The organism is Chryseobacterium sp. Leaf405 (genome assembly GCF_001425355.1).
Lineage (GTDB): Bacteria > Bacteroidota > Bacteroidia > Flavobacteriales > Weeksellaceae > Chryseobacterium.
Genome location: NZ_LMQN01000001.1, coordinates 286,374 through 308,162 on the forward strand (window position 1 = coordinate 286,374; position 21,789 = coordinate 308,162).

Annotated in this window: 18 protein-coding genes; 9 read left to right on the forward strand and 9 right to left on the reverse strand. The window is 35.2% G+C overall.

Translation table 11 applies throughout. From position 1 onward, the window contains the following. The first annotated feature begins 36 nt into the window (after positions 1–36). Positions 37–1,458, forward strand: coding sequence for a sugar MFS transporter (locus ASG22_RS01295; RefSeq protein WP_055979353.1), 1,422 nt, complete (start codon positions 37–39; stop codon positions 1,456–1,458). Positions 1,459–1,526: 68 nt separating this feature from the next. Here ASG22_RS01295 and ASG22_RS01300 read toward each other — a convergent pair whose 3' ends face one another. After that, on the reverse strand, positions 1,527–2,618 hold the full coding sequence (locus ASG22_RS01300; protein ID WP_055979356.1) for an AbiH family protein: 1,092 nt from the start codon (positions 2,616–2,618) through the stop codon (positions 1,527–1,529). Between the two features lie 392 nt (positions 2,619–3,010). Here ASG22_RS01300 and ASG22_RS01305 point away from each other — a divergent pair, with 392 nt between their 5' ends. Beyond that, complete coding sequence (locus ASG22_RS01305) at positions 3,011–3,700, forward strand: DUF6261 family protein (protein ID WP_055979357.1); 690 nt, start codon at positions 3,011–3,013, stop codon at positions 3,698–3,700. A gap of 52 nt (positions 3,701–3,752) precedes the next feature. Here ASG22_RS01305 and ASG22_RS01310 read toward each other — a convergent pair whose 3' ends face one another. Continuing rightward, on the reverse strand, positions 3,753–4,541 hold the full coding sequence (locus ASG22_RS01310; protein WP_055979360.1) for an SDR family oxidoreductase: 789 nt from the start codon (positions 4,539–4,541) through the stop codon (positions 3,753–3,755). A gap of 281 nt (positions 4,542–4,822) precedes the next feature. On the opposite strand from ASG22_RS01310, the gene ASG22_RS20885 reads away from it, so the two are divergent. The 7 genes from ASG22_RS20885 (at position 4,823) to ASG22_RS01345 (ending at position 13,399) form a co-directional block, all read left to right on the forward strand. After that, complete coding sequence (locus ASG22_RS20885; protein ID WP_131726133.1) at positions 4,823–5,266, forward strand: hypothetical protein; 444 nt, start codon at positions 4,823–4,825, stop codon at positions 5,264–5,266. Then, entirely contained in the window at positions 5,263–7,371 is a 2,109-nt protein-coding gene (locus tag ASG22_RS01320) for a GMC oxidoreductase (RefSeq protein ID WP_055979366.1), read from the forward strand. Before ASG22_RS20885 ends, ASG22_RS01320 begins: the two co-directional genes overlap by 4 nt. Continuing rightward, complete coding sequence (locus tag ASG22_RS01325; RefSeq protein ID WP_131726134.1) at positions 7,352–8,806, forward strand: ferritin-like domain-containing protein; 1,455 nt, start codon at positions 7,352–7,354, stop codon at positions 8,804–8,806. The genes ASG22_RS01320 and ASG22_RS01325 overlap by 20 nt, the downstream gene beginning before the upstream one ends. 175 nt (positions 8,807–8,981) lie before the next feature. Further along, positions 8,982–9,986, forward strand: a complete 1,005-nt coding sequence (locus ASG22_RS01330; RefSeq protein ID WP_055979373.1) for an aldo/keto reductase — start codon at positions 8,982–8,984, stop codon at positions 9,984–9,986. Between the two features lie 19 nt (positions 9,987–10,005). After that, entirely contained in the window at positions 10,006–10,908 is a 903-nt protein-coding gene (locus tag ASG22_RS01335; protein WP_055979375.1) for a helix-turn-helix domain-containing protein, read from the forward strand. Positions 10,909–11,011: 103 nt separating this feature from the next. Beyond that, positions 11,012–11,368: a response regulator transcription factor gene (locus ASG22_RS01340; protein WP_055979378.1), complete on the forward strand. Its 357-nt coding sequence runs from the start codon at positions 11,012–11,014 to the stop codon at positions 11,366–11,368. Positions 11,369–11,545: 177 nt separating this feature from the next. Continuing rightward, a complete protein-coding gene (locus ASG22_RS01345) occupies positions 11,546–13,399 on the forward strand; it encodes an ATP-binding protein (protein WP_055979381.1) in 1,854 nt (617 codons plus the stop codon). A 123-nt stretch (positions 13,400–13,522) separates the two neighbouring features. Here ASG22_RS01345 and ASG22_RS01350 read toward each other — a convergent pair whose 3' ends face one another. From ASG22_RS01350 to ASG22_RS01380, 7 genes are all read right to left on the reverse strand, one after another. Beyond that, the gene (locus ASG22_RS01350) at positions 13,523–13,972 is read right to left on the reverse strand and encodes a PA2169 family four-helix-bundle protein (RefSeq protein WP_055979385.1); all 450 of its coding nucleotides are present in this window, start codon (positions 13,970–13,972) and stop codon (positions 13,523–13,525) included. Positions 13,973–14,225: 253 nt separating this feature from the next. Next, entirely contained in the window at positions 14,226–14,711 is a 486-nt protein-coding gene (locus ASG22_RS01355; RefSeq protein WP_055979388.1) for a DUF4385 domain-containing protein, read from the reverse strand. A 356-nt stretch (positions 14,712–15,067) separates the two neighbouring features. Further along, positions 15,068–15,682 (reverse strand): DUF4142 domain-containing protein, encoded by a 615-nt coding sequence (locus ASG22_RS01360; protein WP_055979393.1) that lies wholly within the window; start codon positions 15,680–15,682, stop codon positions 15,068–15,070. Positions 15,683–16,280: 598 nt separating this feature from the next. Next, positions 16,281–17,447: a zinc-dependent alcohol dehydrogenase gene (locus tag ASG22_RS01365; RefSeq protein ID WP_055979396.1), complete on the reverse strand. Its 1,167-nt coding sequence runs from the start codon at positions 17,445–17,447 to the stop codon at positions 16,281–16,283. Positions 17,448–17,495: 48 nt separating this feature from the next. After that, positions 17,496–19,631 carry a catalase gene (locus tag ASG22_RS01370; protein ID WP_055979398.1) on the reverse strand — a complete coding sequence of 712 codons (2,136 nt, stop codon included), beginning with the start codon at positions 19,629–19,631 and terminating at the stop codon, positions 17,496–17,498. A gap of 252 nt (positions 19,632–19,883) precedes the next feature. Further along, the gene (locus ASG22_RS01375) at positions 19,884–20,525 is read right to left on the reverse strand and encodes a ferritin-like domain-containing protein (protein ID WP_082504895.1); all 642 of its coding nucleotides are present in this window, start codon (positions 20,523–20,525) and stop codon (positions 19,884–19,886) included. A gap of 80 nt (positions 20,526–20,605) precedes the next feature. Next, the gene (locus tag ASG22_RS01380; protein ID WP_055979400.1) at positions 20,606–21,484 is read right to left on the reverse strand and encodes a KGG domain-containing protein; all 879 of its coding nucleotides are present in this window, start codon (positions 21,482–21,484) and stop codon (positions 20,606–20,608) included. Positions 21,485–21,789: the final 305 nt, after the last annotated feature.

Genomic DNA, 21,789 nt, shown 5'->3' on the forward strand with positions numbered 1-21,789 from the left:
GGGGCTATCTTTAGCCTCTTTTTAAATTAGATGTATATGATCAATAATGAAGTACAATCGAAGAGGAATTATACCGTTCCGCTGATTACCATTACACTTTTATTTTTTATGTGGGGATTCATCACCTGTATGAATGACATTCTTATCCCCTATCTGAAACAGCTTTTCAAACTGACATTCTTTGAATCGATGTTGGTGCAGTTCTGTTTCTTCGGAGCTTATTTTATAGGTTCATTAATATATTTTCTCGTTTCCACATCGAGTGGAGATCCCATCAACAAAGTCGGATACAAAAAAGGAATTCTTTTCGGGATTTTCCTTGCGGCATTCGGATGTATTCTATTTTATCCGGCGGCAACTTTCTCTTCTTACGGATTGTTTTTAGGCGCTTTGTTCGTTCTTGGATTAGGATTTACTGTTCTTCAGATTACCGCAAATGCTTACGTTTCGCTGTTGGGTTCAGAAGATTCTGCATCGAGCCGACTGAATATGACACAGGCTTTCAATGCATTCGGAACTACGATTGCACCGGTCTTAGGCGGACATTTGATTTTTGAATTTTTCTCAGCTGACGACGGTTCGTTTTCTGCGGTGGCAACAAGAATTCCTTATTTAATTTTTGCTGGAATTTTATTATTAGTGGCTTTGTTAATTTCGAGAGTAAAGCTTCCATCGTTTCAGACTGCGGAAGAAGAAATCGAAAAAGGTTTCGGAGCATTTAAATTTAATCATTTGAAATTCGGGGTTTTGGCGATGTTTTGTTATGTTGGTGGCGAAGTTGCCGTGGGAAGTTTCATCATCAGTTTCCTTGAGCAGCCACAAATCATGAATCTGAATGAAGTAGTAAGCAAAAATTATCTTTCTCTGTATTGGGGAGGTGCGATGATCGGAAGATTTCTGGGAGCAATTTCTCTGAATCATTCGATCAGTCAGGGGAAGAAAGCCCTGTATATGCTAGGTGCGGCGGCAGCGGTTTTCTTAGTGATTTTCAGTATTGTTGATCTCACTTTTTCACAGATTAGCTTTTTCTTAGTATTTATCGCCCTGAATTTTGTGGCTTTCTTTATCGGAAAAGCTGCTCCGGCAAGAACGTTGTCGATCTTTGCATCAGTCAATGTTCTATTATTGATTTCAGCGATGCTGAACCACGGTGAACTGGCAATGTACAGCATTTTAGGAATCGGAATTTTCAACTCTATTATGTTCTCTAACATTTATACACTGGCGATTTCAGGATTAGGAAAATATACCAGTCAGGGTTCTTCTTTGGTCGTGATGGCTATTTTGGGAGGCGCCATTGTTCCTATTTTTCAGGGATATCTGGCTGACCAGTTTGGCGTTCAGCATTCCTTTATTATTCCTGTGTTCTGTTATATTGTGATCTTGATTTTTGGTGCGTATTGTACTAAATATTTAAGTCATGTGAAACAGGATGGCGATGCGAAATCGGGACATTAAGATTTTGTTTTTATATATTAAAACCTGCCGTTGGGCAGGTTTTTTTAACACTTATTTAATTACAAATCTTAAGTTAAAGTATCACATAAATTTTTTTCAACTACTTTTTCTCTAAACGTGAAGTTTTTGGTAAAGTTTCTATAAATGTTACAGATTATATCGAAATAGTTATCACCTCCATCCCATGCATGATAATACGGTTTTATGGAAATGCAGTTTTCGTGTTCAAAAATTGTATTTAAAAGTGTTCTATCAGAATTACCACATGAATGTCCCATTATAGTAGCTTGAAATTTATCCTGAGATAAAAATTGTAAAACATCTTTATAATTACTAGAAAACTGATAATTAATTGATTTAACATTTTTTAAAAATTCACTATTATTAAAATCCACAATATCTTTACTATGTTTATCTAACTCATCTCCATAGCCAAATATCATCGGATTTTTATGAAACTCGTTGATATCACCATGAATATGAATAATAGAAACAGTACAAAAATTTTTACTCGCTAAATGTTTCAATTCATCTAAGTAAACTTTTTCAATAGTATTAGTATAATTAAAGTTAAGAATAAGAATATTGTTTAATGAAAAAGAATATCTATTTAAATGAGAGAAGTCATTTATATCTGGCGTTAATAAAATATTCTTAAATATTTTTGAATTTAATTTTATTGGTTTTATCATTTCATTTGACAAATGCTTACATAATAATTTTTTAATAGATTCGAAATTCTTATTGAGTTGTTTTAAGTCATCAATGCTTTCTAATTTTTTACACTTATCAAGATGGTTAACTAATGTTTTATAATACTCATTTTCAACATCAACCCAATTTTCAATACTATTAATCTGTAAAATTTTTTGGAAAAAATCGCCTTTAATTCTATAATCGTACGCTGGTCTGAGATAAGATTTTGCTTCCTTTAGGCCTTTTGTGGCTAATATCTCTTTTAAATTATATATAGCCATTTGTTTTTGTTGAATAGTAACAAGTTCATCATCATATGTCAGATAATGTGATTTTCTATTAGCATTCAATTTATAACATTCATCAAAGAAATTATTCCAAAAGAAATCAACCATATCAGAATATTTCGTTTTTAGACCATGAGCTAAATCAAAACCATTTCCAACTATTATAAGTTTATTCATTATAATTATTCATCATATTTTTAGTTTGTAAATATATTTAATTTAATTCTCAATATTAGATATTATCGTTTAGTTAACTCCTGTTTCCACCTTAAAATCTAAGGAAAACAAATAATTATGGCGAAAATCACAACAACTCCTATTTCATTTAAAACACAACTGTTTGTAACAAAACATAATCTCAGGAAAATACAAACAACTTGTTTAAACAAAAACAAAAACCCATTTTAGTCCAAACAACCTGTTTTAATTAAAACCAAAAACTGTGCAAGCTCAAACATCATGTTTGCACTAAAACATAAATTTATTTTAATCTAAACATGATGTTTTGTTATAAATAAAAAAGTTTATATCTTTAAAACTTAGAATTAATAACAAAAACACATTAACTGATGAAAATTACACTATCCACGCTGAGTACAAAAGACTTGGCAACGTTTACTCAAAGATTGATCAATACTTCAACTTCCGGAAGTTATTCTGTAATCAACAATCATCCCCTTATTAATGACATAAAAAGTAAGTATGCAGACTATGATGCTGTGTACACAAAACAGACCTTCAGCGGAAAAGGGCGTGATGTAAATAGCGCAGATAGAGAAAGGGACTCTGCTTTTATAAATTTAAAATCGTATCTGAGCAGCTACAGAAAAATGAGCTCACTGCCGAATCACCAATATGCAGAAGACCTGTATCAGATATTTAAAGTGCATGGTCTTGATCTCGACCGCATGAGCTATTCTTCCCAAACGGCTCAAATGAAAAAACTGATTGAAACTCTACAGACAACCGAGAATATACAGAAAATTACAGCTCTTTCTCTTCACACGGCTTTCAGTGAAATGAAAAGCAAGCAGAATGCTTTTGAAAGTATTTTTGCAGAGCAGGCAGGCGCCAACGCCGAACTCCGACAAATGAACAGTGCATCGTCTATCCGCAGAGATCTGGAGAAAACACTGAAATCTTTTCTCAGTCTTATTACAGCCATGAAGGATGTTCCGGACTGGCAGCTCCTATACTTCGATACCAACGAACTGGTGAAAGCGGCTAAAAATTCTAATACTGCAAAAGAGAAAAACTAAGAAAATCTAAACATAAATAAATATAAAGAGGTTAAAATTTTTAACCTCTTTTTTAATAGGTATTATTCAGTCCGCCATCCAGAGGAATGCTTGTTCCGGTAATGTAAGAAGCAAAATCTGAAGCCAGAAAGGAAACCAAATGACCGTATTCTTCAGGCTTTCCTAATCTTTTCATCGGGATTTTTTCTTCTCTGCCTTTTTTAATTTCTTCCACGGATTTATTGGTTTGCTGAGCTTCATGATCGATGAGATTTTTAATTCTTTCAGTATCAAAATATCCGGTCAGAATATTATTGATTGTCACATTATGTTTTGCAACTTCAATGGAAAGTGTTTTCGACCAGGCAATTACCGCCGAACGAATAGAATTGGAAAGTGCCAGATTAGGAATCGGCTCTTTTACAGACAGTGAAGAAACATTAATAATGCGCCCACTCCCCTTTTTGATCATATTGGGTAAAGCGAGATTGGTTGTTTCACACACGGTTTTAAAGAGAAGATCAAATGCTGTTTGATACTCTTCAACGTCTTTATCCTTAGCTAAACCGGGACTTGGACCATTGGTATTATTAACTAAAATATCGACTTCATTTTCATTAAAATACTCTGTAATAATCTTTTTAAAATTTTCAAAATCAGAAAAATCCGCCACCAGATATTGATGTTTCTGCTGATCATTAATTATGGGAAGTGTTGATACAAAATCTTTTAATTTTTCTTCATTTCGAGCCATAACGGTTACGTTGGCTCCGCATTTTGCGAGTTCAATGGCGATCCCTGCTCCTATTCCCTGCGTAGCAGCTCCTACCAAAGCATTTTTTGAAGTTAATTGAATATTCATAAAAAGTTGATTTTACATTTTGTTGTTAGGTAGGATAAATTTACTTAAAATCGATTAGTTTTTGTATTAAAAATATATTTCAGATGGAGTAATAATTATCTTCAAAATTTTGCTTCTTGCTTTGAAACATTCTAAATTACAGTGTTTCATTAAATTTTATTCAAAATCATGTGAAAAAAAAATTAATTTTATCATTCATAATTTCATTATTAAAAAAGATTAAACATGAATTAAAACAATATAATAATAAAACGAAAACTTTAACCATAAAAATTCAACGTATGCAAATTAATCCGATCCTGAACGTCAGCGATTATTATTTTGACGTGTTTATGTCAATTTCAGAGGCACTCACTGGCTTTTCTGTCAACGAACTGCAATCAACCGGTCTGGCAACCGATTATTACACTCATATTCTGGGGGAAATTGAACTCGCCACTTTTACAGCATTCCTTAATACTTCAAGACGTATATTAGAATCTTCTTCCGATGAAGAGCAGCTTGTCCATTCTATCAAAACAATCATTCTTTCGGCTCCCGCTACAAAAGGTATTGCAGACAATGTGATTACGCTTTGGTATCTGGGAACCTGGGAAGGATCTTATGTAAATGACCGGTCTTATAAAGAAGGTCTGGTATGGAATGTCATGCATTCTCATCCACCGGGAGCAAAACAGCCGGGCTACAAATCTTGGGCTATTCAACCTGTAAACAGCAAATTATGAATCCATTAGAAAAATTAGAAAAAAAAGATGTGATCATTGTCGGTACGGGTATCGCAGGATCACTTATTGCTAAAATTTTGACCGATCATGTTTTCGATGTATCGAAGGGAAAAATCATCCATCGGACAGAAATTGAAGACAGCAGCTTAGTTAGGGAATTACAAATCGTGATGTTCGAGGCAGGATTAGAGGCTGGTCTCGAATTGGAATCTGCCGATTCTGCAACAACTTATAATGAGTATATCCGCACTTTTTATATGAAAGAAGCGAAAGTTCCCAATTCTCCTTATCCGAATTTAAAGCAGGCTCCTTCGCCTGATGTTTTGGATATGCAGAAAATAATTCCGCCATTTCCGGGTAAAAAAGGTTATTTGGTACAGTTTGGTCCGATGCCGTTTGCAAGTGATGCTATTCGAATTGGTGGGGGAACTACCCTTCACTGGCTGGGAACTACGCCAAGAATGCTTCCGAATGATTTCAGATTAACCAAAGAATATGGAATTACCATAAATAAACCAAATTCTGAGGAACAAACACCAATCAATTGGCCAATCGATTACGAAACTTTAAAGCCGTATTATGAAATGGCTGAATTTGAAATCGGTGTTTCAGGAAATGTTTCAAAACAGGAATATCCTATTTCTGAAAGCATGGAAGAATATTATGGTGATTATGTTTTTCCGATGGAAGAAATTCCTCAAAGTTATATGGATCATCAAATTGCAAAAACATTGACGGGAACAAGTATAGAACTAAAATCTGAAAACTTCCCTATTCTGCTGGTTCCGTCTCCACAGGGAAGAAATTCTGTTCCCAATCCAGCATACGGAAAAACAAAAATCATAAAAGCGGAAGCATCGGATAATCAATACAAATTAACTCTAAACGATTATAAAAAAGAAGATTACAAAGCATTAGGCTCAGTCTGGAATCCGTATATGGGAGAACGTTGCGAAGGAAATGCATCTTGTGTTCCCATCTGCCCTGTTCAGGCTAAATATAATGCACTGAAAACATTAAAAAAGGCACTTTATAAATTCAATAAAAACGAAAACCTTGTCTCAAATAAAAACATTCAGGTGAGATCACAAAGTGTCGTGTACAGATTGAGCGTGGATCAGGAAAAGATATCGAAAGTACACATCAGAAGATATATTTCTGAAGAGAAAACAAATTTTGTGGAGGAAGTTATTGAGACATCAGATTCTGTTGTTATTCTCGCAGCCAACGCCTTTGAAAATCCTAAAATATTGCTCAATTCTAAATATACGGTTGAAGAAAACGGTGTAAAAGTTGAAAAAACCGTTGCTAACAAAAGCGATCAGGTAGGACGAAACCTGATGGATCATATGGTGATGCTGACTTGGGGATTATTCCCTGAAGCAGTTTATCCGTTCAGAGGTCCTGGTTCTACAACTAATATTTCGTCTTTCCGGGACGGAAAATTCAGAAGCGAATATTCCCCATGGATTTCACCTCTCGACAATTGGGGCTGGGGCTGGCCGGCAAATTCACCATCATCCGACCTGCAGGAATTTATCGGAAATGGGCTTTTTGGAAAAGAACTGAAAGAAGCTTTGGCTGACAGACTTTCCAGACAAGTATTGTTTCATTTTGAAATCGAACAATTACCAAATCCAAATAACCGAGTAGTTATTAATAATGAATATCTCGATGTATTGGGAATTCCAAGACCTGTCGTTTATTATGAACTGACAGATTATGAAAAAATAGGAATGCAACAGGCAAAACTAGCTTCCGATCAAATGTTTAAAACACTTGATATTAAAGATCATACAGAATATAAAGCATCCGACAACAATACTTTTGTGTATGATGATGTGAGATATTCTTATAACGGTGCCGGGCATATCGTGGGAACTCACAGAATGGGTGATTCACCGGAAGATTCGGTAACCAATAGCTATTGTAAATCCTGGGACCACTCGAATTTATACATCGTAGGCGCAGGAAACATGACGACGCTAGGAACATCAAACCCAACTTTAACATTATCCGCATTTACCATCCGTTCTGTAGAATCTATTTTAACAGATCTTGAGCAAAAATTTAAAACAGAAAAACATGAGACAAAAGCTTATTAATAAAACAGAACCTCAACAACCTATTGTAGAAACCAATTCTTTCGCAAAAGGTGCAGCCGTAGCAGTGGCAGAAGATTCAACTTCATTACAGTCAATCATTTTTGATTCATCCATCAGCAAAGAAGAATGGATCAAATCATTGAAATACCACAGCCAAATGGTTACGAATTTACTGCTGAATAATGAAACTGAAAAATTCAATCAATATTTAAGTTTACAATTTAACGGGAAAATAGATTCTTCTGCGAAGAGCAAATTAGAAAATATAAACTATATTCCTATTTTACAGGATTTTCTGCAGACTGCCATTCTTATTGAACACTCAACCATTCCACCGTATCTTACAGCTTTATATTCCATAAAAGACGGAACGAATCTTTTGGCTTCACAGATTATCAGAAGTGTTGCCGTGGAAGAAATGCTTCACATGATCATGGTTTGTAATGTGATGAATGCGGTTAATATCCAGCCAAGCGTTAATCAGAAACAAAATTACCCGATGTATCCGATGAAACTGCCTATGAATGTAGATTTCTTTGTCGGATTGGAAAAATTTTCAACGAACAGTATCGCAACATTCATCGCCATTGAAAGTCCGAGCAATCCTATGGTAAAAGCTCCTGAGTTTCATTTGGAACTTGAAAATGCGGTAATGCAGACTAGAAAAATGATACAGGAAAATAATTTCTGGAATCTTGATGACATGAAAGATTTTATGATGAAAAACGTTCATACCATCGGTGAATATTATGATCTTGTATTCTTTTATATTGTTATTTTCCAAATTATAGAATATTATAAAGTAAACAGTACCCTTCCGCAGACTTTTGAAGAATTAAACAAAGGTGGAATTTTCACAGGAGATCCTGCCAAACAAATTCGTCCGGAACAATATTACGGAAGCGGAGGGAAATTGCATTTTGTAGAAGCCTTATCCGGTGTTATCGAAGTTTTTCAGGAAATAAAAGGTCAGGGCGAAGGTGTTGATGATTCTGTTTTCACGGTAGATGCTTCTCAATTTGAAGAAGGTGCAGAACTGGCACATTACTTCCGTTTCAAAGAAGTTTTTCATGAGCATTTTTATGCGGGAGGAGATTATACACCATTCGCAGAAGATGGAATGATGCCTGTCACCACGCCGCCTGTCGGAAAAGAACTTCCTGTCGACTGGAACGCCGCATATCCGATGAAAACCAATCCGAAAATAGAAGAATATAAATCCAATCCTCAGTTGTATGCTCAGGGGCAGGCATTTAACGCTACTTATAAAAAATTACTTGATGCTATTCAGGCAGCGGTAGAAGGTCATTCGGAAGAACTGGAAAAATCAATCATGTATATGTATGCTTTAAAAGAGCAGGCTGTGGAATTAATGAAACAACCATTAACCGCTCAGGAAAATGCAGGACCAACTTTCGAATTCCCTTTAAATTAATAAAATCTTTCCTCAGATTTACATACCTTAAATTTGAGCTTATGGATAATAATTATCCCTTTAAATTTTATTTGAAGGGATTTTTCATTTCAGTAATTTACATACAACCTTCTTCGTTTTGCATACATTTATGTAATGGTTTCTTCTGAATTTTGTACTCAATAAAATCAACAATATGAGTTTAAAACACATTAAATTAGGAAGTCAAGGGTTGGAAATACCAAATATCGGATTAGGATGTATGGGAATGACAGGTTTTGAAGAAGCTAATATGTATGGCGAAGCTGATGAAAAAGAAGCTATTGCAACCATCCATCGTTCATTTGAATTAGGAGGAAATTTTTTGGATACAGCAGATCTGTACGGTCCTTTAAAAAATGAACAGCTTATCGCAAGAGCCATCGGAAACGATCGTGACAAATATATTATTGCCACAAAATTCGGGTGGGAAATTAATGATGCCGTAAAAGTAACTTGGGCAATTAACGGAACTAAGGAATATGTAAAAAAAGCAGTGGAAAGGTCATTAAAAAATCTAAATACCGATTATATAGACCTTTATTATATGCACCGTTTAGATAAAAATACTCCGATAGAGGAAACGGTTGGTGCTATGAGTGATTTGGTGAAAGAAGGAAAAATCGGATACATCGGATTATCAGAAGTTTCTTCAGAAACCGTTACAAGAGCGCATGCCGTTCATCCGATTACTGCTGTACAAAGTGAATATTCTCTGTTTGAAAGAACAGTTGAAGAAAGAGGCGTGCTAAAAACGCTTCAGGAGCTTGGGATCGGATTTGTAGCTTATTCGCCGCTGGGTCGTGGTTTTCTTTCCGGGCAGATACGTTCGATTGATGATTTGCCGGAAAATGATTTCAGAAGAGCAATTCCTCGTTTTCAGGAACAATATTTCCACAAAAATATCGAACTGGTGGAAGCGATCGAAAATATGGCGAAAGAAAAAAATATTACATCCTCCCAATTGGCTTTGGCATGGATTATAAGCAAGGGCATTGTACCAATCCCGGGAACGAAACGCAGAAAATATGTCGAACAGAATATTGAAGCTGCCAACATACAATTGTCTGAAAGTGATCTTGCGAAGCTGGAAAGTATCGTACCTTTAGGAACCGATACAGGAGCTCAGTATGATGAATTCAGCATGGGACTTTTAGATTAAAAATTTTTAATAATCGATTATGAATATTATTCCGTCAATTTCAGCTTTTCATCGTTTATTGTCTTTGCCAGAACCTAAACATCCGCAGGTAAGTGTCATTAATTTATCCGAAAGTATTTTTCTGGATGATGAAATCTGGAAAGGTTTTACCAATAGATTTTATTGTGTGGCTTTGAAAAGAGATGCAACAGGTAAAATGAAATACGGACAGCAGCACTACGATTATGATAAAGGAGTTTTAAGCTTTACTGCACCCAATCAGGTGCAGTATCTTGACTTCCACAATATGGAATGCGGTGCCGGTCATCTGCTTATTTTTCATGAAGATTTCATGCTCAGCCATCCGCTTGCCGAGACTATTTCAAATTTTGGATTCTTTTCTTATGCTGTGAATGAAGCTCTACACCTGTCTGAAGATGAGGAAAATGATTTAATTGAAATTCTCCATAAAATAGATAAAGAATGCCAGCATATTGACAGACACACACAGGAAATTATCTTGTCACAGATTGATCTGCTTCTTAATTATTCAAACCGTTTTTATGAAAGACAGTTTATCACCCGGAAAAACAGCAACCATCAGCTATTAGCAAAATTTGAAAAGTTTTTAAACGATTATTTTGATCAGGATAAACCCGCAGAAAAAGGACTTTTAACTGTTCATATAATTGCTGAAGCGATGAATCTTTCTCCCAATTACCTCAGCGATCTTTTGAGAATTCACACAGGACAAAACACACAGCAGCATATCCACGAAAAACTGATCAGTAGAGCGAAAGAAAAACTCTCTAACACTCAATTATCAGTGAGTGAAATTGCTTATATACTAGGTTTTGAGCATGCACAGTCATTCAGTACTTTATTTAAAAAGAAAACACAAATGGCTCCTTTGGAATTTAGGGCTAAGTTTAAATTTAATTGATCATAATTAATTGATCGCTATACCTTTAAGCTTTAATTATTAATCATTTAAATAAAATATTTCATCTCATGCTAGATTGGCTTTGTTTTTGCCAGCCAAGGGTATGAAAACAATTTTTATCGTGGAAGATGAGACAGGCATTAGAGATGCATTACAATTGCTCCTGTCATTCGAAAATTATGATGTTCGTTCTTTTTCAAATGTAGAAACATTTAATAACCGTGACAAATCTGTAGTTCCTGATATTTTTATCTTGGATGTAATGCTTCCGGATGGACGGGGAACCGACCTTTGTAATCAAATTAAAGAAGATCAGACGACTGCAGCAGTTCCCGTGATCATTATCAGTGCACACGCAAAATCCGATGATGTTGCCGGACAATGCAAGGCAGATGAATTTGTCAGCAAACCTTTTGATATTGATGATGTTATTTCTAAAATTGAGAATTTAATCAATTAAGATATTTTACACGTTACCATTAAATATAAATACCACACATACGCTCCGAAGTTTTCACTTTGGAGTTTTTTGTAAAATTATTTAGTGAAAAACTTTAAACATTTTTGCAAAAGTGGTACTTAAAAATTTAGTAAAAAGTGAAATAAAAATTATTTTTGTAATCAAGATAGTGCATACATGGAAAATTTTAATAATAACAATATTTCTCACGAATCTCTGTTAACTTTATTCAGTAAGGCTCCTGTTGCAATGGCTTTAGTTACGGGGGATGATTTTATTATTAGTAATGCAAACCCTAAGATTCTGGAACTTTGGGGAAGAGATAATTCGGTATTGGGAAAGCCTTTATTTGATGCCCTTCCTGAAATAGAATCACAGGGTTTCAGGGAGATTTTTAACAATGTATATAATAAGGGAGAAATATTTAATGGCAATAAATGGTCAGTTTTTCTGTATAAACAAGGAAATTATGAAGAACATTTTTTCAATTTTATCTATGCACCGGTTTTTAATGATGATAAAAAAATTACCGGAGTCACTATAGTTGCTACTGAAGTAACGGATCAGGTAATATCTGAGCAAAAACTCAAAGAAAGCGAATACCGTTTTGAAGATTTGATCAAACAGTCGGATTATTCCATTGCCATTTACCGGTCTGAGGATCTATTTATTGAACTTGCCAACGAACCTATGCTGAAGAGTTGGGGGAAAGATTCTTCAGTTATTGGAAAAAAACTTGAAGATGCACTTCCCGAGCTGGAGGGACAGCCTTTTGTCGGAATTTTAAAAGATATATTTAAAACTGGAATCCCTTATATGGCGACTGAAGATGAAGCAAACCTTGTCGTAGATGGCAAACTTCAGACTTTTTATTTTAATTTTTCATATAAACCGTTGAAAAATTCTGCAGGAGAAATTTATGCTATTTATAATACCGCAGTGAATGTTACCGATTTGGTGATGGCAAGAAAAGCCATTCAGGAAAATGAAAAAAAATACCGTGATCTTGCGGATTCTATGCCTCAATTTGTCTGGACCTCTGATAAAGATGGCAGGATTACCTATATGAATGATAACTGGTACAAATATATGGGTTTCAGTAAAGATGAAAATGCCAATGAAGCTATTCGCAAGATTATTAGACCCGAAGTTTATCCCAGTATCATTGAAATTTGGCAACAAAGCACAAAGACGGGAAAACCATTTGAAGTGGAATATGAATTTGCCGATCCTCAAAATCCTGATAAATACCGTTGGTTTTTGGGAAGAGCGGTTGCTAATTTTAATGAAATTGGAGAGATCAGCCAATGGATTGGAACTTTTACGGATATTGATGATTTTAAACAACTCCAGACCCAAAAAGATAATTTCCTCGGCATAGCGAGCCATGAGCTGAAAACACCACTTACAAGCCTTAAATTATACACTCAATTTATCGAACTAAATCTGAGTAAACAGGGGGATATAAGAAATGCCGAAGTTGCCAAACGCATGAACAGTCAAATTGATAAACTTACCGAACTTATTAATGATTTGTTGGATGTAACCAAAATACAGAACGGAAAAATCCAGTTAAACGACTCTGATTTTGATTTTGACAAGCTTGTAGAAGAAGTGATTATTGAACAACAAATGACTGCCAGACATAAAATTCTGTCTAATGAACATCATATCGGTATTGTAACCGCAGATCGTCACAGGATTTCTCAGGTTATGAGTAATCTTATAAGCAATGCTATTAAATATTCACCTGATGCAGATGAAATTTTAGTATCAGTAACTTCAGAGGAGGATACGATTAAGTTCAGTGTTAAAGATTTTGGTATCGGAATTCCTACAGACAAACAGCAAAAAGTTTTTGAGCAATATTATCGTGTAAGCGGAACAAAAGAACATACATTTCCGGGTCTGGGATTAGGTTTGTACATATCATCTGAAATCATTAAAAGAACAGGAGGTAAAATTTACGTTAATTCTGTAGAAGGAAAAGGATCTGATTTTTGTTTTGAAATTCCTAAACTAAAAGTATAAAGTTGGTTAGCGTTAATTCGTTGATAAATACTGTTATTATTTTCAACATAATGATCTGAAATTCTTATAAATAAAAAGGTTGCCATTTTCAGGCAACCTTTTCTGTTTGAAATCAAGGATATTTTAATTTCTGTTTTCTAAATTTTCAAATTTAGCATAAGATGATTTTAAATGATGAAGCTGATCAGAAACCAATCTTGTACTTTCCGGGCAAAGATCTCCGCTGTCTAAAGCATCCTGATAAGCATCAATAGCCGCTTTTTCTCCAAACACTACATTTTCCAGAGTCGCTTCATCCTTATCAGCTGAAAAAGAGTTTTTCACATCAATCCATGCTCTGTGAATGGCTCCTGCAGTACTTGTCGTATTATCTGCTTCTCCACCTTTTTGGGTAATCAATCCGATAACATCATTTTTCATCGCCTGAGATTGAGAAACCATCTGGTCGTAATCGACTTTAAGGGCAGAATGAGTATCCCAAACTTTGTCTTCTACTTTTGAAAATCCTTCAATTCTGTCGTTGGTAATGTTCAGCAAATCGTTTAGTACTGAAACTGTGTTTTCGTTGTTCATATTAAATTATTTAATGGTGTTGTTATTTTATAATATTTAAATTGATTGGTGATTTTTTTGGTTGATTGCTCCCGCTAATAGAAGAATTGAAAGTTGTGTCAATTTTTGCGAGAATATTCCGTCTCGTTAGTTGTTTTCCATTACTAATAAATTTCGTGATTGAATGTGGATGACGATAATTATACAACTATAAGACCATCCTTGCCATAAATCTTGAAATGTGGTACTTAAAGTTTTTTAATTAATAACTATGTCAACCTTTTTCCTCTTTCCACTTTTTTTTCATGAATGCGTATTGAGGATCTGCCTCAGCTTTTTGCCATTTCTCATAAAATATAGCTGCCGATATGGCTTTTTGAGGATCACCGGTTCCTTTTTCCAAAACATTATAATTGTTGTCTGCATCATATTTTTTTCCGCCTTTATAGTTGCAATATCTTCTTGCCCTCGTAAAACCCATTTGCAGATATTTCCTTGCCATATCTGCTCCTACAAAATCGTCTTGTGAAAGATAATTTTCAAAAAGTTCAAATATTTTCTCTGAACTTTCCTTGGCAATATCCGGTGTTTTAAATCTCCAAAATTTTCCGATTTCACTTTTATAAGGTTCACAAATCAATACACCTTGTTCACCCTTACCCACTCTGTACTTTTCAGGATGCAGCCTATAATCAATATTCGGTTTCCAATGATAATCTGAATTATTAAAATTCAGATAAGAAGGTTTTTGCTTTTTCATAATGGTCTATAAAATGAAATATGCTTAAATAATACCAATGTGCACTTTTAACATGTAACGGTGAAGCTTTTGTATATTTTCAACTTTATTAAACAGAATTAGTATTGGATTTTATAGATATTTTTCAATCATATTTAATAATCAATCACTACTATGAAATTAAATTTTGAAGAAATCTTTTTGTGCTATTTAAATTTTAATTTTTGCTATGGAAATTGTCATCAGAACTAGAAATATCCATCATATTATCAAAATAAATTAGGATTTAAAAATAAAAATTCCGAAAATCCAACTATAAAAGCTTTGATTTTCGGAATAAACTTAATATTGAGTTATATTAAAGACCGGAAAGTACTTTATTTCACAGCAGCTTTTGCTTTTTCAGATTCCATTAAATGGTGCTCTAAAGTAGGTACTTTACCGCTTGCAAAAGATTTTAATGAAGTTTCTGTACCTTCAGAAGCTTGTTTTTTAAATTCTGCTATATCCATTTTGTGGTCAGAAACCATCAGATCCGCATACATTTTATCAAACTCTGCTCCTTTTTTTACTTTCAGGTCATCATACTTTTTTTGCTGATCACTGTCTAAAGCCGTTGGAAGCGCATAACCTGCCTTTGTCGCCCAACCTTTAAGTTCATCATTAGCTTTTCCATGATCTTTTACCATCATTTCGCCAAGTGCTTTCACTGTTGCATTGCTCGCATTAGTTGCAGCTAATTTTCCCATCATCACTTCCATCATTCCGCCTTTTGCTGCTGCGTCGGCAAATTTTTTGTCCTGATCACTCAAAGCATTAGTTGTTGCCTTGGTGTCGGTAGATACGTTTGCAGAGTCTCCAACTACCCTACCCGAATCTGCCGGAGCAGATACCGAATTGCTATCTGTAGACTGATCTACAGCTGTTGTTTCATTTTTTTTGCAGGCTACCATAGCTGCTACTGCGAAAATCGCTAAAATCGAATTTTTCATATTATTATTTAAATGGTTAATGGTGATATTACAATAGTCTTAACAATTTGTTTGCCAAAACTTTATAAAATCATTTCAAATATTACCAATCAATCGGTTTAAATCAATATTTTTTAAATGGATATTGTTTAATTAGCAAAAATTTAATTTAAAATAATTTTTATGTGAATTTTATTCTTTATTAATATTAATTATTAGTAAAAAATTAAATATTGGCATATCATTTGAACACTCAACGACGACTGTTGAAAAACAGCTGTTAATAAAGGGGGTATCGCAATATTCCCGAAAAAATTCGGGAGTATTTTACCCTATTAAAAACGAAACACCATCACTTTTAAAATACTTTCTTTCATTAATCCTTGATTTCGGTCGAGGATTTTTTTTATTAGTTTTTAACTCTACATATAAAAAATAGTTTAATTGAACGCAGACAATTTATCAACTCTGGCATAATCACACATAAAACTCCCGAAATCGATTGACTTCGGGAGCTATTTAATCAAATAAAAAATATGGAGTCTAATTGTTGGATTCCTGAGCGTTCTCCCAAAGCCACATTGAAAAGATGGCAAGTGAAAAAACTACAAGAAATTGATTATTTCCAAGGATCAAGAACGACCTTTACACATCCATCTTCTTTCTTATCGAAAATATCGTAGCCTTTCGCAACATCCTTCAGAGAAAGCCGATGGGTAATAATATCATCCAGAATAACACGCCCGCTTTGTACGTGATCCATCAATTCATCAATAATCGTATGTACGTTACATTGACCTGCTTTAATGGTAATTCCTTTATCGAAAATCTGTCCCAACTTGAAGTTGTCATAATTAACAGGATAAACACCTAAAATAGAAACGATACCGCCACGTCGTACGGCACTCATACAGGCTTCCAGCACTTTGATAGACCCTTTTTCAAGATTCAACACTGCTTTTGCTCTGTCTAATAAATTTCTGTCGGGTTCAAAACCTACGGCTTCAATACAGACATCTGCCCCTCTGCCGTCGGTCATATTCCTAATTTGTTCAATAACGTCTTTTCCATCTTTCCATAGAATGGTATCGCAGCCTGTTAATGCTTTTATCTGATCTAATCTGTATTGCTGGGTATCAATAACAATTACTTTTTTAGCATTGTGCAGGATGGCACTTTTTGCTGACATAGATCCTACAGGCCCAGCTCCAAAAATGGCTACTGTTTCTCCACCTTTCAGTTCTCCCCACATTACTCCGGTGTAACCTGTAGGGAAAATATCGGTAAGAAATAACACCTGTTCATCAGTAAGATTATCAGGAACTTTTCTGGGTCCGATATGAGCATAAGGAACTCTTACATATTGTGCCTGACCTCCATCGTAACCACCATATAAATCTGAATATCCGAACATTGCTCCACCTTTTTCAGTGACGATTCCTCCTTCAGGACCGTAATGTTCAGGATTGCTGTGCTCGCAAGCTGTCGGAAGATCATGCTGGCAAAAGAAACAACTTCCGCATGAAATAGGAAAAGGAACTACCACTCTATCTCCAACCTGAAGATGGGTTATATTTTTCCCGAGTTCTTCTACAACTCCCATGAATTCGTGCCCCATAACCATTGGTCTGGCTTGAGGAATCCCTCCCGAATACATGTGGAGATCACTCCCACAAATCGCTGTGGAAGTGACTCTTAATATAATATCATTTTGATCTTTAATGATGGGATCATCTACGGTATCGCATGTAATGACTCCCGGTGAATGAATAACTGCTGCTTTCATAATTTTAATATTTAGTGTGGTGTAAGGGTGTGATATATTTTAAGTGAGTTAAGAATTTCTTTCAACTTCTAATTCCCAAACTCTGTGATTAGCAATTGCTTTGATGAATTTATCCGATCCTTCGGCATCGTCCCAGTTAATAATAGCAGGATCTTCGTGTTTTTTTGAAGCTACATTGCTGTTTGCATAAATTGGTTCTGTTCCTTCTCCAAAATAAATAGCCTTGCAATGTTTGTAAGCATCATTAATAAAACACAATACCAAATGTTTATTATCCGGAAGCAAAAGTTCTTTCGTAGAATCTTCTCCTGCCGCAATATATAAAGCATCAAAACAAACGCTTGCTGTACTTTGCAGAGAATGCTGAGGTGTTAAAGCTGTTCCGTCATTTGTTTTTACCGGAGCAACACTCGGAGCAATAATTTCTACTACGGCACCTTCGCTTTCCAATTTTGTTTTTAAATCATTTACTGCTGAAGCATCTGCCCCATTTCCTATAATAAATCCGATTTTTCTACTTTTAACCGTATCTTTTACGGTATTCGCCATACTTAAAGCTTCTGAAATTCTCGTGTGCGCTTCTCTTTCTTCACTTTGAAGTTCCGCAGGGTCTGCATCAGCCGGAAGACTTTGATTCGGCATCTCCAGTTCTTTTACCTCGACACCAAGTTTTACCGCTACCTTAGACGCTAAATTTTTATCAATAAAAGCCAACTGTGAAACTAATCTTTGTCTGATTTCAGGAATGGTGACTTTCGATAATTCGAAAATAAGTGCATTCTGAAGGTGCATTTTTTCTGGTGCCGATTGGCTGTTGTAGAATAATTTTGCCTGAGAATAATGCTCTACAAAACTCTTGCTTCTGCTTCTGATCTTAGAACCTGAAACTCTTTCCTGATGAGAAACGAAACCGCCTTCTTTCATCATCGCCTGGAAAGGACAACCCCCTCCTATAGAATTGGGTTCATAGTTTACCTTATCTTTTGAAATCTGTTGTCTCATAATACCGTCACGCTGATTATTATGAATTGTTTTTACCGGTCTGTTAATCGGAATTTCATGAAAGTTCGGCGATCCCAATCTCGTAAGCTGAGTATCGGTATAAGAGAATAATCTTCCCTGTAACAAAGGGTCGTTGCTAAAATCGATTCCAGGAACCAAGTGCCCCGGATGGAAAGCAATCTGCTCTGTTTCTGAAAAGAAATTATCGGGATTTTTATTTAAAGTTAATGTTCCGATGATCTGAACGGGCACTTCTTCTTCGGGAATCAGTTTTGTAGGATCCAATAAATCGAAATCGAATTTATCTTCATCTTCTTCAGGAATTAGCTGAACTCCGAAATCCCATTCAGGAAATGCACCTTTGTCAATAGCTTCCCAAAGATCTCTTCTATGGAAATCGGGATCGTAACCGGAAATTTTCTGTGCCTCGTCCCAAGCCACGGAGTGAACGCCCAATTTTGGTTTAAAATGAAATTTCACAAAATGAGATTTTCCCTCCTGATTGATAAATTTAAATGAGTGCACACCAAAACCTTCCATCATTCGAAGACTTCTCGGGATTGCTCTGTCGCTCATCAGCCACATAATCATGTGCATACTTTCCGGCATTAATGAAATAAAATCCCAGAAACTGTTATGCGCAGAAGCTGCCTGTGGCATTTCATGATCCGGTTCGGGTTTTACAGCGTGTACCAAATCCGGAAATTTAATCGCATCCTGAATAAAAAATACAGGAATATTATTCGCTACAAGATCATAATTTCCTTCTTCCGTATAAAATTTTACGGCAAATCCTCGTACGTCTCTGGCAAGATCTGTACTTCCTCTGCTTCCGGCAACTGTTGAAAATCTTACGAAAACCGGAGTTTCTTTTCCTACTTCATTTAAGAAATTGGCTGTAGTAAATTCTTCAAGGCTTTTCGTTAATTTAAAAACACCGTGAGCACCAGATCCTCTTGCGTGAACAACCCTTTCAGGAATTCTTTCATGATCAAAATGGGTAATTTTTTCTCTTAAAATAAAATCTTCCAACAAGGTTGGACCTCGGTCGCCTGCTTTTAACGAATCCTGGTTATTATTAATCCTTATTCCCTGATTCGTTGTCAGTTTTTCTCCTTCATTTGAGGTTGTGTGCGATTGTAATTGATCCAACTTTTCATTGGTAGGTTTATTGTCTTTCATAATTCTTAATTTATAATGTGGTAATTTCTTTTATCAGTAAAATAAAGTGTTGTATTAAAAGCAGTCAGTTCAGTTTAAGTTGCTTTTAAATATTCTTGAAATAATGGAGATCGTTTTCATTGGTATAAACCTATAAAATAGGATTTGCTCCGGTTCTCAAAAGCAAGCACACTTCTGTTTTTTCTTCATTCATATCTTTGATTTTATCGTAAAAAAGCCATATAGAAAGCTCTACATGGCTTTTTTGATTTATTAATTTTCCTGTTGTGCATCAAAATTGATGTACGTTTCGGCAATTTCTGTAAGATTATAATCGGTATCTTCTTCTTCCTGAAGTGTTTTTTCTAAAAGGTCGGCAGCTTTGTCATGTCCCATGGTAATCGCCAATTGAGCTAATCCGCCGTAGGTTGCAATTTCGTAGTGCTCTACTTTTTGCGCAGCAATTATTAACGCAGCATCTCTTGTCATAGAACCTTCTTCGGTAGATTTGATGATTTCTTCACCTTCTTCAATAATCCCTTTGATTGCTTTACATTCTTTTTGTTCAGGCTTTTCATCAATTAATTTGAACACTTTTTCTAAACGGCTGATGTGTTTTTTTGTCTGAAGTTGATGATCTTCAAAAGCTTCTTTCAACTCCTCAGTTGTTGCTGCTTCCTCCATTTTTTGCAGTGCATCTACAATTGCATTTTCAGCAAAATAAATATCTTTTAATGCCGAAACAAAAAATTTGTGAAGTGAAGAATTTTTCATTTCGCTTTCACTAACCTCTGCATTGTCTACAGACATTGTTTTTTCTGATGTAGATGCTTTTGTTGATGTTGAAGTAGCTGTTGCTGAATCTGAAGTTGCAGATGTCGTTTTATCTTTATTTTCTAGTGATTTAGTTGCCATAATATATAGTGGTGTTTGGTGTTAAAAAAGATTACCCCTTTATGTAATCAAATCGGATAAAGGGGTAATTGTAGAAAGAATTATGAATTACGTCTGCCTCCAAATCCTGATCTTCCGGAACCTGAAGCATTTCCGCCGCTATGAGAAGCCTGACCGCCCATACGAGCAATTCTAGTACGTTCTGCCTTACTCATTGAAGCGAAACCTCTTTTTGAAGTTCCAGAACCTGATCCTGAATTGGAGCCACGACCTGAACCGCTGTTGCCGCTATTTCCTGATCTGGAATTTGAGCCGGAATTTCCTCTTCCGCTGCCTGATCCTGATCTTCCTGAATTGGAGTTTGAATTAGATCTTGACCCTGAATTGGATCCCGATCTTCCTGAGTTTCCTGAATTTGATGATCTTCCATTGTTGCTTCCGCTGCCTTTCGGTCTCCCTGGATTATCGTGTCTGCGGTCATAATTATCATTGTCTGATGATCCTCTTGACGATCTTCCACTTCCGCCTGATCTTGAACCAGAACCGGAGTTAGAATTAGATCTCGAGTTGGATCCTGAATTTGAACGACCTGTTGAACCGCCTCTGTTTCCGCCACTTCCAGAAGTAAATCTTCCTTGATTATCTCTTTGCTGGTTTCCGTTTCCGCTATTTCCTCGGCTTCTGCCTCTTCCACCTCCTCTGTTGTCTTCATCTTCGTCGTCATCATCATCGTCATAATCTTCATCGTAGTCATCATCTTCATAATCGTCGTCATAACTATTTTCATAATCATCGTCGTCGTAATCCTCGTCTTCATCAAAATAATCTTCATATTCTGAGAAGTCATCATCATAATCTTCATCATTTTGGGCATCTTTATATCCATGATCATACCCTAATTGATAAATTTCTTCAAGATTACTGCTTGATGAATTTGAGTTTCCTCTGGAACTACGGTTGTTTGAATTTCTAGTGTTCATAATAGATTTTTTATATTAATATTTAGTGATAATTATTGCTGGCCGTGACTAGTATTAGACAGCAATAGATTTGATTATTAAAAGTTGCATGAAAAAAGCTAATGCTTTATAAACTGCTCAGTAACAGAGCAGAAAAATATATGAATTATTATTTACTCAAATGTACAACAGACTACTTCACTTATATATGATTTGAGTCATAATAGATTGAATTGTAGTAATTTTTCATATTTTAATTAATTGATATTTAAATAATTCTGGTATAGTATTTCAAATAATACACCAAAGCAAGAATTTTTATGAAT